This is a genomic window from Nocardioides luteus (assembly GCF_015752315.1).
Classification (GTDB): Bacteria; Actinomycetota; Actinomycetes; order Propionibacteriales; family Nocardioidaceae; genus Nocardioides.
The window spans coordinates 4181739-4197962 of the sequence record NZ_JADOVJ010000001.1 but is presented as its reverse complement, the minus strand read 5'-3'; the positions used below and the strand labels follow the sequence as shown (position 1 = coordinate 4197962).

Below are 16224 nucleotides of genomic sequence, written 5' to 3'. Positions count from 1 at the left end.
GTCTCAATGTGAGACCCATCACAGTAGTCCGGTTTGCTTTGATCAAGGGCAGGTAATCGGCGGGTTACTTCTACACCGGAGGAAACCATGACGGAAACGACCAGCCTGGACGCAGTCGAAGGCATCCGTGCACAGAAGAGAGTCCTCAACTCGGCGATCCATATCGCCAACACGTTGGCGATCATCGCCGAGAATCCGGCGGGGGTGTCGGCCAAGGTGTTGGCCCGTCGCCTCGAGCAGAGCCTGTCGACCACCTACTACGCGCTGCAGACCCTGACGGACGTGGGGATGATCGAGCACGCGCCGACGACGTCGGGGCTCTACACCCTCGGACCGCAGATCGCCGCGCTGTACCGGGGCTACGTCGCCAATCGGACGCAGCCGGAGCGGCTGGCGGCGGTGCTGCAGGATCTGCGTGACGAGACTCGTGCGCGCGCCTATCTGGGTTGGTGGAAACAGGGCGATCTGGAGATCGCAGACACGCGAGGACGTCGGGGCGCGGCAGAGCTGCGCGACATCTCCGCGGGCTACCGAGGCGGCGCGCACGCGCTCGCCCTCGGCAAGGTCATGCTCGCCTCGATCGGCTTCGACCGCTGGCCGGACTACCTGCGGCAGCCGCGCCTGCGGCGATTCACCGACCACACCCTCGACACCCCCGATCGGCTGCGCCGCGAGGTGCTTCGGATGCGGGCGGCCGGGTTCGCGACCGACGTGGACGAGTACGAGATGGGTGTCTCGTGCGTGGCAGCACCGGTGCGGGACAGTGCCGGACGAGTGATCGCCGGCCTCGGTGTCTCGGTCTCGTCCCGTCGTTTCCTGGACGAGCGTGAGCAGCTCGAGTCGGCGGTCAGGCAGGCAGCGCGGGACGCGACCCGGATGTACGTCGACCTCGACCCGCTCACGGCGATGGTCTGCGAGCGGGCTCGGGCATGACGTACCGCGCCCTGGTCGCGGCTCTCGCGGCGCTGTCGCTGTCGGCGGCCTCGTGCGGCGCCTCGGACGGCTCGCCGGACGCCGCCGATCCGAACCTCGGAACGGCCGGTTGGGGCGATGGGCTCGTCGACCACCAGGCGGGCTATCGCCTGTCAGACGTCCGCGCCGAGGGCGGGCGTGCCGGCCGGGTCCGCTTCGAGCTCGAGACCGGGCAGGCACACGTCGGCGAGCTGACCTCGTGGTACTGGTCGACGGACCTCCGCTACTTCGCGCGGGCCGTCGCGGAGCCGACGCGAGATGGCGCCTGGGAGGCGGCGTTTCCGGAGAGCCCGGGAGGTCCGGGCCACCTCGTGGTGGCCTTCGACACCGGCGACGAGATCGGTGATCTCGTCCTCGGTGCCGATGTCGACGCACCGCGCGCGAAGCACGGATTGCCGAAGGTTCGGGTCGCCGAGGGGGACACGCAGAAGGTCGGTGCGTACGACGTCTCGCTCTCGGGCGACCTGCTGCTCGCTCAGCCGTCGACGCTGGTGCTGTCGGTGTCCTCCGCCGGCAAGCAGGTCGAGTACGCCGAGGCGGAGGTCGCCGGCGTCAGCATCGCCAGCGGCGCCTTCGTGCGGTTCGAGGCGGGGGCGGATGGGACGTTCAGCGGCACGCCGTCGTCACCGGGACGCTTCCGTCTCATGGTCGACGTCATGATCGCGGACCGGCCGCTGCACGCGGTGTTCGAGCGGACCGCCTTCGGCTGATCTCCGTGCCCGGAGGGCGACGGTCATCAGGCAGCCTCTACTCGTGGCGTGAGGTGGCCCGCTGGCAGTGCGGAGCCGGGCAGCAACGTCGGCTCGCAGTCGCAGCCGTCACCGCACGCCAAGTAGATGTGTGCCGGGTGGCCGCACCGCGGGCACGGCAGGTCGTGCGACAGATGGAGCGAGTTGATTCCGATGACGTCCCACATGGCTGTGCCTCCTCTCTGGTCTCTCTGGTACCCCAACCCATCACAGCTCAACCGTGAGCTCGCACCGTCTCAGTTTGAGATCGGCCGGATCCAGCGGTCGCCCGTGCCGGTGGCCACTACGCCCTGAGCGCGTCGGCGGTCGCCTGATCGGCCGGGAAGAAGGTCTCGATGGCGATCTCGTCCAAGGTCACGTCGCGCGCCGCGCCGAAGACGGTCAACGCATAGTGGAACGCAAGGTCTCCGCCGTCGGAGGCGAGGCGCATCGGCACCACCAGGTCGTTGTCGTCCGCCTGCGCGGTGAGGTCGGCGCCGGCGGGCACCGGGTAGGACTCGACCTCGGCGAGCAGGTCGGCCAGGCCCTCGGCGGCGGTGCGCTCGAGCTGACGCCGGACCCGACGGGCGGCGTGCGCCCGCCACTGGACGAAGTTGCGGATCCTCGGCGCCAGGCCGTCGGGGTGCAGCGTCGTGCGCAGCACGTTCACCGGAGGCTCGAGCAGAGCCTCGTCGACGTCGCCGAGGAAGCGCTGCATGGACCGGTTGGCCGCCAGCAGCTCCCAGCGGACGTTGACGGCCAGCGCGGGATTGGGCTCGTGACCGGCCAGCACCGTCTCCACCGCGGTCCTGGCAACGCCCAGGTCGGGCAGCGGCCGTTCCCGGTACGCCGGGGCGAACCCTGCCGCCAGGTGCAGGGCGTTGCGGTCCCGCAAGGGGATGTCGAGCTCGTCGCACAGCCGCTCGATCATGTCGCGGCTCGGTCTGGCCCGCCCGGTCTCGATGAAGCTGAGGTGCCGGGCGGACAGCTCGGCGGCGATCGACACGTCCAGCTGGGAGCGGCGCCGCCGCTCGCGCCAGCGTCGTACCAGCTCGCCCACAGGCACCTCCGCAGCCACCGTCATGTCGCTCAGGTTGCCGTCGGCAGGTGCGGATCACAACTACCTGGCAGGTAATCGACAGGCCGCCTGCGCCGGCGCCACCGTGGTGAGGTCAGTTCCCGAGATGCAGGAGAGCACCATGACCGAGACCATCGAGACGTACGTGAGGTTCTGGAACACCGAGCCGGGCGAGCCGCAGCGCCGGGTCGGCGCCCAGGTGTTCACCCCGGACGTCAGCTACGTCGCCCCGAACGCGGACCTGGTCGGCGTCGAGGCGCTCGTCGGGTTCACCCGGACGTTCGTCGAGAACGTGGGTGCCTACGAGTTCCTCGCCCGGGCCGAGCCGGAGACCCACCACGACCGGGCCCGGCTGGCCTGGGAGATCCGCGTCGGCGGGTCCTCCTTCGCCGAGGGCACCGACGTGATCGTCACCGACGCGGACGGACGGATCACCGGTGTGACCACCTTCGTCGACCGTGCGCCGGTCCTCACGGCTGAGCACCATGGCGGTGCGGCGTGAACCTGATCGAGATCCGCTGCCCGGTCGGCGCACTGGATGGTGAGGACCGCGCCCAGCTCGCCGGTTACATCACCGCCGGGCTGGTCGGCGACGAGATACCCGTGGAGGTCCCCGAGGAGACGATGAGGCGGGCGCGCGCGATGACCCACGTCGGATTCCTGGCGCTCAACGGGTGGACGACCGGCGACGGCCCCTGGCAGCCGGGCGTGACGCCTCCGATGTGGATCACCATGACGGTGCCCGACCGGTGGCGGGACGAGACGGCGCGGCACGCGATCGGCTGGCTGCGGCGTGCCGTACGCCGCCTGGATGCCCGGCACGGCTGGGAGAGGTCGGTCGGAGACCTGTGGATCGACCTGGCCGGGGTGCCCGACGGCAGCATCGGCCTCGCCGGCAGGCCGGCCACGGCCGACGACGTGCTGGCGACGATGACCGCGGAGTTCCGGGCCCGGACCGATGCCGGCCAGGTCGACCTGCCGGAGGGGACGGTCATCGACCCGATCTGCGGGATGAGGGTCAAGCTCGGGAAGGGGGCGATCACGGTCGAGGACGACGGCGTCACCGTCGGGTTCTGTGCGCAGGCCTGCCGGGACGCGTACGTCAGGCAGGTGTGACCAGCGTGACACTGCGGCACATCTGACCGTGCGGCACCGGTGATGCCCGGTGGGACGCCGTTTCGGCCGTGTCGCTGGCCGGTGCCCACAAGGAATCCCCGCGAAGCCTGTCGGAGTCGAGCGGTCACAGGAGCGGCGCCAGATGACAAGGTCTGCACCGTGCCACAGGTCTCTCGAATTGCCATCGTCAACCGCGGTGAAGCCGCGATGCGTCTGATCCATGCCGTCCGCGACCTCAACGCGCGGGGATCGTCCGAAGGGACGATCCGCACCATCGCACTGCACACCGACGTCGACGCCGGGGCGGCGTTCGTACGCGAGGCCGACGAGGCCCACCTGCTGGGAGCGGCGGCGGATCGCCCCTACCTCGACCTCGCCGTCCTCGAGCAGGCCCTGGTCGCCACCGGAGCGGACGCCGCCTGGGTCGGCTGGGGCTTCGTCGCCGAGGACCCCGCCTTCGCCGAGCTCTGCGACCGGCTGGGCGTCACCTTCATCGGTCCCAGCGCCGAGGCGATGCGCAAGCTGGGCGACAAGATCGGCTCGAAGCTGATCGCCGAGGAGGTCGGCGTCCCGGTGGCTCCGTGGAGCCGCGGTGGAGTCGACACGCTCGAGGAGGCCCTGGCCAGCGCCGAGAAGATCGGCTACCCGCTCATGCTCAAGGCCACCGCCGGGGGCGGCGGTCGCGGCATCCGGAAGGTCACCTCCGGTACCGAGCTCGCCGAGGCCTACCAGCGCACCCGGGACGAGGCGGAGCGGGCGTTCGGCAGCGGCGTCGTGTTCCTCGAGAAGCTGGTCACCGACGCCCGTCACGTCGAGGTCCAGGTGATCGCCGACGGCCAGGGCACCGCCTGGGCGATCGGCGTACGCGACTGCTCGGTGCAGCGGCGCAACCAGAAGGTCATCGAGGAGTCGTCCTCCCCGCTGCTGACCGACGACCAGGCCGCCGAGCTCAAGGCATCCGCGGAGCGGCTCGCCACGGCGGTGGGCTACGCCGGAGCCGGCACCGTCGAGTTCCTCTACCACCCGGGTGAGAAGACGTTCGCCTTCCTCGAGGTCAACACGCGCCTCCAGGTCGAGCACCCGATCACCGAGGTCGTGACCGGCACCGACCTGGTCGCGCTGCAGATCCAGGTCGCCTCCGGTGTCCCGCTCACCGGCGACCGGCCGACCGAGCGGGGCCACGCGGTCGAGGCCCGGCTCAACGCCGAGGACCCCGACCGCGACTTCGCGCCCGCTCCGGGCCGGATCAGCCGCCTCGAGTTCCCCGCCGGACCCGGCATCCGGGTCGACACCGGCGTGGCGGAGGGCGACACCATCCCGGCCGACTTCGACTCGATGATCGCCAAGGTGATCGCCTGGGGCGCCGACCGCGAGCAGGCCTTGGCGCGGCTGCGCCGGGCGATGGGGGAGACCACCGTCATCATCGACGGCGGCGCGACCAACAAGAGCTTCATCCTCGACCTCCTCGACCAGCCCGAGGTCACCACCGGCAGCCCGGCCTGGGCCGACACCGGCTGGATCGACCGAGTGCGCGGTGAGGGGCGGCTGCAGGCCGCCCGGCATGCAGGCGTCGCGCTCGTCGCCGCCGCGATCGAGGGCTACGACGAGGCCGAGCGCGGCGAGATCGCCCGCATGCTCCAGACCGCCCAGGGTGGCCGCCCTCAGATCCAGCACGACCCTGCTCGCACCATCGAGCTCAAGCTGCGCGGGGCGACGTACGCCCTGACCGTGCGGCAGTCCGGGCCCGCCCGCTACCAGGTCACCATCACCGCCGGGGGAGAGCGGCGCACCCTCACCGCCACCCTCGACCGGATCGACGAGGTGCACGGCCGGCTCACCGTCGACGGCCACCGCTACCGGCTGGTGACCGCCACCCACGGCCCCGTCCACCTGGTCGAGGTCGACGACGTGATGCACCGGGTCAGCCGCGACGAGGGCGGCATGCTGCGCTCGCCCGCGCCGGCGCTCGTCGTCTCCACCCCGCTCGCCGTCGGCGACGAGGTGGAGGCGGGTCACCCGGTGCTGGTGCTCGAGTCGATGAAGATGGAGACCGCGCTGACCGCGCCGTTCACCGGCCGGGTCAAGGAGCTCCTGGTCCGGGTCGGGAGCCAGGTCGAGACCGCGGCGCCGCTGCTGCGCCTCGAGCCGACCGGCGGCGCCGAGGGCGAGCAGGCGAGCAGTGCCCGCCTGGCCGACCTCGACCTGCCCGCGCCCACCGCCGAGACCGGCCGCAGCAACGGCGCGATCGCCGACCTGAGCAGCCTGCTGCTCGGCTACGACGTCGAGGAGGATCAGCGTCCGGCCCTGCTCGCCGCCCACCTGGCCTCCCGCTCCACCGGCGCGCCCGCGGACACCCTCCGCACCGAGATGGGCCTGCTGTCGCTGTTCACCGACTTCGCCGAGCTCAGCCGCAACCGCCCGGCCGGTGACGAGCCGTCCACCGAGCTGCGCGTGCACAGCTCGCGGGAGTACTTCCACACCTACCTGCGCAGCCTGGACCCCGACCGGGGTGCCCTCCCGGACCACTTCCGGGACAAGCTGCAGCGGGTCCTCGCGCACTACGGGGTCACCGACCTCGAACGTACGCCGGAGCTCGAGCGTGCGGTGTTCCGCATCTTCCTCGCCCAGCAGCATCCCGCCGACGTCGACGTCGCGATCGGGGTGCTCCAGCGCTGGCTCGGCGACCCGCCGCCGGCCACCGAGGACGCTGCCGCCGTCCGCGCACTGCTCGAGCGGATCGTACGCGCCACGCAGCTCCGGTTCGCCGTCGTCGGCGACCTGGCCCGCTCGGTCCGGTTCGGCTGGTTCGACCAGCCGGCGGTCGATGACGAGCGTCGCGCGGTGCTGGAGGGCGTACCGGCCGAGGTCGCCGCCCTCACCGACCCGGACGCCCCTGACCGGGCTGCCCGCATCGACGCACTCGCGGCCGTCCCCGAGCCGCTGGTCGGCTTCCTCCGGGACCGGCTGGTCGAGGGGCTTCCCGAGCGCGAGCCGCTGCTGGAGGTGCTGATCCGGCGCCACTACCGCGACTACGACCTGCACGACCTGACCGTCACCGGCAACGGCGGCGGGCGCCCGGTGGCGCACGCCGACTACGCCACGGACGAGAAGGGCGCGGCCCGGGTGGTGTCCACCATCGGCGACGTCACCGAGCTCGCCGACCCCGACGGCCCGCTCGCCACCGCCATCACCTCGGCGATGACGCCCGACCACGATGACGTCGTCGAGATCTACCTGCGCTGGACGGACGCGCCCACCGATCCGGACCAGGCCTCGGCCGAGCTGGCCGCGATGCTCGCCGGGCAGGAGTTCGCCCGTCGTGCCCGCCGCGTCTCGGTCGCGGTCTGCCATCCCGCGCCGCAGCCGATCGACTACTTCACCTACCGCCACCACGCGGACGGCGCCCCTCACATCCCGACCACCGAGCTGGTCGAGGACACACTCGTCCGGGGCATGCACCCGATGGTGGGTCGCCGGCTCAACCTGTGGCGCCTCAGCGAGTTCGAGGTCACCCGGCTCGCCGCGCCCGACGACGTCCTGCTCTACGAGTGCGTCGCCCGGGCCAACCCGGCCGACCGCCGGCTCGTCGCGGCCGCGCAGGCCCGCCAGCTCGCCGTGGTCCGCGACGACGAGGGCCGTGTGATCGCGCTGCCGCACGTCGAGCGTGCCGTGGAGAACTGCCTCGAGGCGATCCGCCGCGTACGCACCGCCCGAGGTCGCGAGGGCACCAAGCTCGACGTCAACCACGTCTGGGTGACGGTGTGGCCGGTCGTCGAGGCGGACCTCGACCAGATCACCGCGCTCCAGAGCAAGATCACACCCCTCAGCGAGGGCACCGGGATCGAGGAGGTTCTCGCCGAAGGGCGGGTGGCCTCGCCGGACGGCGGCGAGCCGACCCGCCTGGCGATCCGCTTCCACGCCCAGCCGGGCGCGGGCGTCGTGGCCGACGTCATCGAGCCGCCCACCGAGCCGCTCGCCCCGCTGGACGAGTACGCCGCCAAGGTGCTCCGCGCCCGGCGCCGCGGCCTCGTCTACCCCTATGAGCTCCAGCGCGCCCTGGCCGCTGGCGGCACGGTCGTCGAGCACGACCTCGACGACTCCGGCAAGCTCGCACCGGTCGACCGTGCCCCCGGGCTCAACAAGGCCGGCATCATCGTCGCCGTCGTGACCACCCCGAGCTCGCTCTACCCCGACGGCATCACCCGCGTCGTACTCTGCGGTGACCCGCTCAAGTCGCTCGGTGCCCTCTCGGAGCCCGAGTGCGCCCGGGTGATCGCGGCCATCGACCTCGCCGAGCGGATGCAGGTCCCGGTCGAGTGGTTCGCGGTCTCGGCCGGTGCCCGGATCTCGATGGAGAGCGGCACCGAGAACATGGACTGGGTCGCCGCCGCGCTGCGCCGGATCGTCCAGTTCACCCAGGACGGCGGCGAGATCAACATTGTCGTCGCCGGGATCAACGTCGGCGCCCAGCCCTACTGGAACGCCGAAGCGACGATGCTGATGCACACCAAGGGCATCCTGGTGATGACCCCGGACAGCGCCATGGTGCTCACCGGCAAGCAGTCGCTCGACTTCTCCGGTGGTGTGTCCGCCGAGGACAACCACGGCATCGGTGGCTACGACCGGGTGATGGGCCCGAACGGGCAGGCGCAGTACTGGGTCCCCGACCTGGCCGGTGCCTTCCGGGTGCTCATGGCTCACTACGAGCACACGTACGTGGTCCCCGGCGAGGCCGGCCCGCGGCGCGCCGCAACGGCCGACCCGGTCGACCGCGACGTGTCGTCCTTCCCGCACCCGGGTGACTTCGCCACGGTCGGCGAGATCTTCTCGGCCGAGCACAACCCCGACCGCAAGCGACCCTTCGACATCCGCACCGTGATGCGGGCGCTGGCCGACGCCGACCACGAGATGCTCGAGCGGTGGGCCGGTATGGCCGACGCCGACACCGCCGTGGTCGTCGACACCCGCATCGGCGGCTACCCGGTCAGCCTGGTCGGCATCGAGTCCAAGCCGGTGCCGCGCGCCGGGTTCCCTCCCACCGACGGTCCGGACACCTACACCGCGGGCACCCTGTTCCCGCGGTCGTCGAAGAAGGTCGCGCGCGCGATCAACGCGGCCTCGGGCAACCGACCGCTGGTGGTGCTCGCCAACCTGTCCGGCTTCGACGGCTCCCCGGAGTCGATGCGCAACCTGCAGCTCGAGTACGGCGCCGAGATCGGCCGCGCGGTCGTCAACTTCCAGGGCCCCATCGTCTTCTGCGTCATCTCCCGCTACCACGGCGGCGCGTTCGTGGTGTTCTCCAAGCACCTGAACCCGTCGATGACCGTCCTCGCCATCGAAGGCTCGTACGCCTCCGTCCTCGGTGGCGCTCCCGCGGCCGCCGTCGTGTTCGCCGCCGAGGTCTCCAAGCGAGCGGCGGCCGACCCGCGCGTCGCCGCGCTCGAGGAGCGCATCGACCACGCCGAGGACGGCGAACGCGGCGCGCTCGTCGTCGAGCTCGCCGAGCTCCGCGCCCAGCTGCGGGCCGACAAGATCGCCGAGGTCGCCGCCGAGTTCGACGACGTGCACAACATCCACCGCGCCGTCGAGGTGGGCTCGGTCGACGAGGTCATCGCGGCCAGCGATCTGCGGCCCAAGGTGATCGAGGTCATCGAACGGGCGTGGGGCAAGGAGTGACCTAGACGGTCAGGGTTTCGAGTCTGCCGCGGTCAATACACCTGATCAGGGCCCTGTCCTTAACCTTCACCGAAGGTCAAGGACAGGGCTCGATCTCCCGTGTGTCGCTTCTTTGGCACTTGTTCTCGGGACCGCCGGCGGTTGTCTTGAATGGCCTCGGAAGGCTTTGTCCCGAGGAAGGACGCCGCTCGGCGCCACGGAGAAGGAGCGTGATGGCCGGCCGACCGCGCACCCCACCGAGACCTACGCCACCCCCGCGACAAACGCGGCGGTAAGACGCATCTGGTGCTGTTGTGGTCCCTTCCGTCTGTGCCTCCTGTACCTTTCTGGCACATAGGCAGCGCGAATCGAGAGTGAGGACCATGGCCGAGTTCAGCACGAGCCTGATCGTTCGGGGCGAGTCGGTTCAATCCCTATACACGCAGTTCCGCAGTGGGCGGTTGGTCGTGAACCGCCGCTACCAACGCAAATTGGTCTGGGTGGAGGCTGAGAAGCAGGCCTTCATTGACTCCCTGCTCAAGGACATGCCGGTGCCCTTGATCTTGGTTGCCGAGGTCACGGACGACGGGGTCGAGCGACTTGAAGTGATCGACGGACTGCAGCGCCTGAACGCCATCTTCAGTTACTTTGAGAATGAGTTCGGTGTCCCAGAGGGGTACTTCGATCTGAACGCTCTTGCAGAAACGAAGCAGCTACTCGACGAGAATGCCCTAGAGCAGAGCGAGCCCGTTCTTCCTCGGTCTCAGGCGGTCGAGCTTGCTGGGTATACATTGCCCATCTCGGTCTATCGGACCAGCTCGAACGAGAAGGTTGACGAGGTGTTCCGCCGAATCAACTCAAACGGCCGGCACCTCTCACGCCAGGAGATCAGGCAGGCCGGTTGCCTGTCGACCTACGCGGACAGCGTCAGGACGATCTCGGCGGCGATCCGCGGCGACTTTTCAGTGTCGGACATGGTCGACCTGAAGCGCATGCCCAACATCAGCATCTCGTCGACTGAGGATGGCCGTGGCGTCTACGTCGATGACATCTTCTGGGTTCGCCACCGCGTCCTGGACCGGGAGCAGGTACGAACGTCGCGCGATGAGGAGATCGTCGCGGATCTGCTCGTGACAATGCTTGCAGATCCCACTCCGCCCTACGACTCCCGCGTTCTCGACGAGTTCTACGGGTTGCTGCCGGGAACAGAGTCGCGGCCAGAGAAGATCGACACCGCGATCGTCAAGTACTCACCCGAAGAGGTACAAGAGCGATTCGACGACACCCTGGCTGCATTCAACGAAATTTTCGACGCAGACCACCTCTTTGCGCTTCACTTCTTCTCCGCGCCGAAGCAGCGAGTTCCTCGCTACTTCGAGGTCGTCTTCTTGGCCCTCGACGTCGTAATGCACGTCGAGGGATTGAACGTCTTGGATTTCGGCGCGATTCGTATGGCGCTCGCTGACTTCGGGACCAACCACTTGGATATTCCAGGTGGTGGCGGTCGCTGGACTGCCGATTCCAAGCGCTCCAATATCGACGTGGTGGCTGGGGTCCTGCGAAAGCACGCCGTCGCCGGGACTATCTCGACTGGTCCGTTCCAGACCAAGAACGCTCTCGTCGTTGAGCGGCTCCTCAAGGCCTCACTGGTCGAGGTCTCCGCGCTTGAGATGAAGCAAGGCTTCTCGACTCTGTCTGATCCGCCAGCGCTCAACACCAATGTCGTCAAGGACATCGCTCGGACGACGGTTGGTATGGCCAATGGTGGCAACGGCTTCGAGGGGTATGTACTAGTAGGCGTAGCAGATAAGAACGACGATGCTACGAGGATTAAGAAGGTCACTGGGCGCGACTGCCCCGAGGTAGAGAGCCGCTTCATCACTGGCGTTGAAGCAGACATGGATCAACTCGGGACTCTCGATGACGTTCTGTTGTGGTTCACCGACAAGTACAAGGCGTGCAAGGTCGACACACGGCTTGAGGCACAGGTTTTGCGCGACGTGCGCGTGGCGAAAATCGCCGAGCGCACCGTGATCATCTTGAAGGTAACCGACGTCGGAGAACCAGTTACCGTCAACAATGCCTTCTTCACGCGATCGGGATCGCAGACGTTGGAAGTCGCGGCAGCGGACGTTGGAAAGCTCTTCGCTCGCTTCGCCTGATCGATGCGCTCACGATCATCCACGCGCGCCACTTATCTGAACGCATCGGCCGCGGCATTTCACTTGTGCATGCAGGACACCTTGGCACGCCCGGTCTCGCCCTGCGTCACAGTGGGCGGAGTGTTGCATTTCGGGCCAGGCACCTACCTCCGCGAGAACGAGGTGGCTGCAACACTTTCTGGGACTCACCCCGCAGTGACACGGGCGCCCGGCCATCGACGCTACCGCCCTCTCTGTGGGCTCGAGATGTAGCGCGGCACACAACAGCACCCGGCGCGAAGATTCCGACTATGCATCTCGTTCGATGCGCTCGAAGATGTCTGCGTCCGTCTCGCGCTGCCACTCCGGCATGTCCGCCCAGTCGGCGACGTAGGAAGGCTTTGGGTCGGGGAAGTGTTTGAAGATCTGGGCAATCCAGCAGATGGCCACGAACCGGCCCTTCTGCTCACGGGTGAGCTTGCTCGTCGTACCGCCTGAGGTCTCGACGAAGGCACGGACCTGCTGGTAGACCGCCGCCGCGCTGGCGCGCTCCCAGTCCGGCGTCTCTTCCCAAGGGGCCACGTAGCCCGCCTTGGGCTCTCCGGGGTAGTGCTTCCGGACTCCGGCAATCCATGCCTCACGAAAGACACGTCCCTGGTCGACCGACAAAGTCTTCTCCTTCATTGTTGTCATGGCGTCGTCGAGAACGATGCCAACTTCTGGCTGAGCTCGTTCACCCTCGGCTCACCCATCAGAGGCGTGAGCTGCTTGTTCAGTCCGGTGAGCTTTCGTTCCACCCATCCCGAGCCTGTGCCCTTGGCGACCTCGACTGCAGCGTCGGCATGGACGACGAGCTGATCGACATCTCCTTGCTGAAGACCGAGGGTTGCGAGATCGGTCAGGACACCGCCGCGTCGGCGGGCTGAGATGTCCATTCTCAGGGCTGCATCTAGGGCCTGTTCGGCGAGGTCGGCGCGCTGCAGGGTGACGTAGCAGGCGCCGCGCTCCTCAGGTAGTCGCGAGCCGTCGAAACGAAGCCAGCCGTCGGTGTGAATCCGGCCGGTTAGGTGGTGGACGTCTTCAGCGGTATCGAGGGAGCGCTGGCAGGCGGCGAGATCACCGAGCCCCGCGTGCACCTGGGCTTGGACGGTGCTCACCCAGTAGCGCGTTGACAGACTCGGATCGCCCTTGGTCGCGACGCGAGCGGCGAGGTCGAGCATCGGGTGGGCGTCGGCGTGCTGGTGCTCGTATACCCCGATGAAGGCGTGGCGAGTCAGCGCGGTCGCCCACAGGTCGTGTGCGCCGGCCTCTTTCCCCGCTGAGGCGGCCAGGGTGTAGCAGTGCGCCGCATCGGTGTAGCGGTTGCTGTCGAAGAAGATCTCTCCAGCGAGCTGAAACAGGTCAGCAATCAGGGAGCAGAGCTCTCGGTGAACCTTTTCGCTGCGCGTACGCTGCAGGGCTGAAACCAGCACGCCGAGATGCTCTCGCACGATCGGATAGGCATGGCGCTTCGTCTTCGCCAAGGCGAATACTCGCCACAGATGGCTGTTGAGCGCGGCGTACTCGTCGACAGTCTCGGGACCGATCCGGCCGACGTGCTCGATGCGTTCCCGGTCGATGCCGTCCTCGAGCCCGGCCATCGCGATGAGGGTTCCGGCCATCGTCATCAGCCGCAGCAGCTCGCGGCGGCTCAGGTCGTCAAACTCCAGGCCCTGCGGCTGATCCGCGACGACGTCGTCCACCATGCCAGCAGGGTGCACGAGTGCAACCTGACGCTCAGCCAAGGCTGCCTCGAACCGGATCCGGGCGGCAGCGTCGGCGCGTTCTAGAACGGTGTCGAGAATCGCCTGCATGTGCGGTCGCGGGACTCGGGTAGCACCGGCCTGCTCCCACTTGCTGACCGTGCGCGACGGGATACCGAGGTGGTCAGCGAAGTCACGCAGGCTCATTCGCAGTGCCACCTTACGCAGCAACCGCGCCTCTGCCCCCGTCCACGTCTCCACCCCCGGCATTGAATCAGGTTTGCACGCCGAAAGGCAGGGCAAGGGCAGCGGAAGGGCAGCGGTCGAGCGTTCCCGATGCTCCGCGCGCTGAGGAGAGTTGAGAACGACCCCGGCATCGATCGAACGCAGGATTCGCCGGTGCTGGGGTCAGCAACCGGCAAGGTGGGTCCAGTGCCAGAGAGTCTCGGGCGTCGGGCCATCTACGGACGAAGGGGACAGAGATGACCGAGATGGACATGGCGACGCCGCGGTCGGGCATGGCGTACGTCCACAAGACGCGTGACGGCGCGTTCTGGCACTTGGCGCGGCCCGGCTTGATCGGACGCGCTAGTTACGTCTTCACTCGCTGTGGGCGTCGCCTGGGTCGGTGGAACCTGGTGCCGGCGCGCCCCCGTGCAGAGGTGAGAGACGACGCGCTGTGCCCTGCATGCCGTCGCAAGGTGGCGCGCTGATGTGGTCGCAGTATCCGTCGTTGGCGGCGTACGAGCGTTGGATTGCTCCTCGGCCGAGCTTGGTGATCATGCAGCCGACCACGCTGTGCAATCTGGACTGCAGCTACTGCTACCTGCCCGAGCGGATGCGACGCCGTGAGATGAGTGTCGAGGTCGCTGCGGCGGTCGCGAGCAGCATCGCGGAGCAACCGGCCGACGACGTAGTCGAGGTGTGTTGGCACGGCGGGGAGCCGCTGGCGACGGGTCGTGATCAGATGGTCGGGCTCTGGGAGGAGTTCGAGGCGCTGCGTCGCGCCGGGAGACTGGTTCACAGCCTGCAGACGAATGCCACCCTCATCGACGACTCGTGGTGCGAATTGCTCACCGCGTACGACGTGAAGGTCGGTGTCAGCCTCGATGGGCCGAGAGACCTCAACCGGGAGCGGGTTGATCGCGGCGGTCGCCAGTCCTTCGACCGCGCCATGGCTGGGATCGAACGGCTTCGTGCTCATGGGATCGACTTCTCGATGATCGCTGTTGTCGACCCGAGTCGTGGTACTGCGCCTGACGTGCTCGACTTCGCGACCGAACTCGGTGCCTCATCGGTCGGCATCAACATGGAGGAGCGCGAAGGGGTCAACCTTGATCGGCCACTTCCTTCAACTACCACCGCACGTGAGTTCTGGGCCGGCGCGATCGCGTGGTCGCTCGAGCACCCGGAGACCGAGGTGCGCGAACTCGAGCGGATCGGGAGCTACCTCCGGCTGATCCGTACCGGTCACCGCGACCGGTGGGAGTCGCACCGGTTCGACCCGTTGCCCACCGTGACATTCAACGGTGACGTCGTGTTGCTCTCCCCAGAACTGGCCGGGATCAAGGACGGGCATTACGGCGACTTCATCGCCGGCAATGTTCGCGACCAGAGCATCAGCGAGATTCTCGGCTCGGCGGGCCGTTTGCGATACGTCGCTGAGTTCCTCGACGGTCTCAACAGATGCCTTGCCACCTGCGACTTCTTTGACTTCTGCCGGGGCGCCCAGGCGGGAAACCGGTACTTCGAAAACGGCCGCTTCGATACGACCGAGACCAACTACTGCCGAGTGAGCAGGCAAGAGCTCGTCAAAGCACTCGTCGACACCACACCGATCTAGGAGAGAACAGCCATGAAGACTTCGCCTCAGACGCTGCTGGATCCAGACACCGACCTCGCGAGACTCCTGCGCACCGGGCATCCGATCCTTGATACCGCGACGCATGCAGCGGCCCCGTCGCCGACGGCGTTCGACAATCGGAAGTCCTGGGACAACTGGGCCAAGACCGGGCCGAAGCGCTTCGACAATCGGCCGACCTGGGACAACTGGAAGAAGAGATGAGATGCGGATCCCTACTTGCTCGCACATAGGGTGAAGGCCCATGGAGACGTTCACGATCCGCGATACCCGCGTAGCGTTGCCGGCCGTCGGCGAGCGTGATCTCCAGGCGGTGTCCGCCCTCGAGGCGGCCGATGACCCGATCACCTTTTTCTCCTACCGCGATCGGGCCCTTCGTCTCCTGGAGGTGGTCGACTCGCGCCTCCACGACGGGCTGATTCAGAAGGTGACGGCGGAGCGGACGCACATGTCTGACGTACGCCTGTCGTCGGTCGAGCTCGCCGACTGCGAGCTGGCCTCGCTCGTCATCGCCGACAGCAGACTCACACGTGTCAGGTTCAGTAATTGCCGCCTCCTCGGCGCCAGGTTCAGCGAGGTCACCTTGGAAGACGTCGTCTTCGAGCGGTGCCGCCTCGACTATGCGACCTTCACTCATGTGATCGCGAAGGGCGCCGTCGCGTTCGTCGGGTGCTCGCTGACCGAGGCCGAGTTCGACGGCAGCGACCTCAGCCGAGCTGCGTTCACCGAGAACAGGCTGGCGCAGACCAGGTTCGGGCAGGGCACCTACCGCGGCACGGACCTTCGTGAGAACGACCTGTCTGCGATCTCCGGGGTGGTCAACCTGCGCCAGGCGCTCCTGGACCGTCACCAGCTGGCTGATCTCACCGATGCCCTGGCTGACGACCTCGATCTCACTTTCGCGGACGACTTGGAGTAGTCAGCTTGCCTC

12 protein-coding genes are annotated in these 16224 nt (G+C 68.1%); 9 read left to right on the top strand and 3 right to left on the bottom strand.

All coding sequences use genetic code 11. The annotated features are described in order from the left end of the window. Positions 1–87: 87 nt before the first annotated feature. Positions 88–933 carry an IclR family transcriptional regulator gene (locus HD557_RS20160; RefSeq protein ID WP_196875193.1) on the top strand — a complete coding sequence of 282 codons (846 nt, stop codon included), beginning with the start codon at positions 88–90 and terminating at the stop codon, positions 931–933. Next, complete coding sequence (locus HD557_RS20155; RefSeq protein WP_196875192.1) at positions 930–1682, top strand: hypothetical protein; 753 nt, start codon at positions 930–932, stop codon at positions 1680–1682. Before HD557_RS20160 ends, HD557_RS20155 begins: the two co-directional genes overlap by 4 nt. Before the next feature lie 322 nt (positions 1683–2004). Here the strand turns inward: HD557_RS20155 and HD557_RS20150 are convergent, their stop codons facing one another. Next, entirely contained in the window at positions 2005–2784 is a 780-nt protein-coding gene (locus HD557_RS20150) for a helix-turn-helix domain-containing protein (RefSeq protein ID WP_196875191.1), read from the bottom strand. A gap of 115 nt (positions 2785–2899) precedes the next feature. On the opposite strand from HD557_RS20150, the gene HD557_RS20145 reads away from it, so the two are divergent. From HD557_RS20145 to HD557_RS20130, 4 genes are all read left to right on the top strand, one after another. Beyond that, positions 2900–3280 carry an isomerase gene (locus tag HD557_RS20145; RefSeq protein ID WP_196875190.1) on the top strand — a complete coding sequence of 127 codons (381 nt, stop codon included), beginning with the start codon at positions 2900–2902 and terminating at the stop codon, positions 3278–3280. Further along, the gene (locus HD557_RS20140) at positions 3277–3894 is read left to right on the top strand and encodes a hypothetical protein (RefSeq protein ID WP_196875189.1); all 618 of its coding nucleotides are present in this window, start codon (positions 3277–3279) and stop codon (positions 3892–3894) included. The genes HD557_RS20145 and HD557_RS20140 overlap by 4 nt, the downstream gene beginning before the upstream one ends. Positions 3895–4053: 159 nt before the next feature. Next, positions 4054–9570 carry an ATP-binding protein gene (locus tag HD557_RS20135; protein ID WP_196875188.1) on the top strand — a complete coding sequence of 1839 codons (5517 nt, stop codon included), beginning with the start codon at positions 4054–4056 and terminating at the stop codon, positions 9568–9570. A 362-nt stretch (positions 9571–9932) separates the two neighbouring features. Then, the gene (locus tag HD557_RS20130; protein ID WP_196875187.1) at positions 9933–11711 is read left to right on the top strand and encodes a GmrSD restriction endonuclease domain-containing protein; all 1779 of its coding nucleotides are present in this window, start codon (positions 9933–9935) and stop codon (positions 11709–11711) included. Between the two features lie 288 nt (positions 11712–11999). Here the strand turns inward: HD557_RS20130 and HD557_RS20125 are convergent, their stop codons facing one another. Further along, positions 12000–12359 (bottom strand): hypothetical protein, encoded by a 360-nt coding sequence (locus tag HD557_RS20125; protein ID WP_196876482.1) that lies wholly within the window; start codon positions 12357–12359, stop codon positions 12000–12002. Positions 12360–12379: 20 nt separating this feature from the next. Then, positions 12380–13639 carry a helix-turn-helix domain-containing protein gene (locus HD557_RS20120; protein WP_196875186.1) on the bottom strand — a complete coding sequence of 420 codons (1260 nt, stop codon included), beginning with the start codon at positions 13637–13639 and terminating at the stop codon, positions 12380–12382. Between the two features lie 505 nt (positions 13640–14144). Here HD557_RS20120 and amcB point away from each other — a divergent pair. The 3 genes from amcB to HD557_RS20105 are packed head-to-tail and all read left to right on the top strand — an operon-like array spanning position 14145 to position 16212. After that, positions 14145–15275: a cyclophane-forming radical SAM peptide maturase AmcB gene (gene amcB / locus HD557_RS20115; RefSeq protein WP_196875185.1), complete on the top strand. Its 1131-nt coding sequence runs from the start codon at positions 14145–14147 to the stop codon at positions 15273–15275. A 12-nt stretch (positions 15276–15287) separates the two neighbouring features. Continuing rightward, a complete protein-coding gene (amcA, locus tag HD557_RS20110) occupies positions 15288–15497 on the top strand; it encodes a multiple cyclophane-containing RiPP AmcA (protein WP_196875184.1) in 210 nt (69 codons plus the stop codon). Positions 15498–15537: 40 nt separating this feature from the next. Further along, positions 15538–16212, top strand: coding sequence for a pentapeptide repeat-containing protein (locus HD557_RS20105; protein WP_196875183.1), 675 nt, complete (start codon positions 15538–15540; stop codon positions 16210–16212). Positions 16213–16224: the final 12 nt, after the last annotated feature.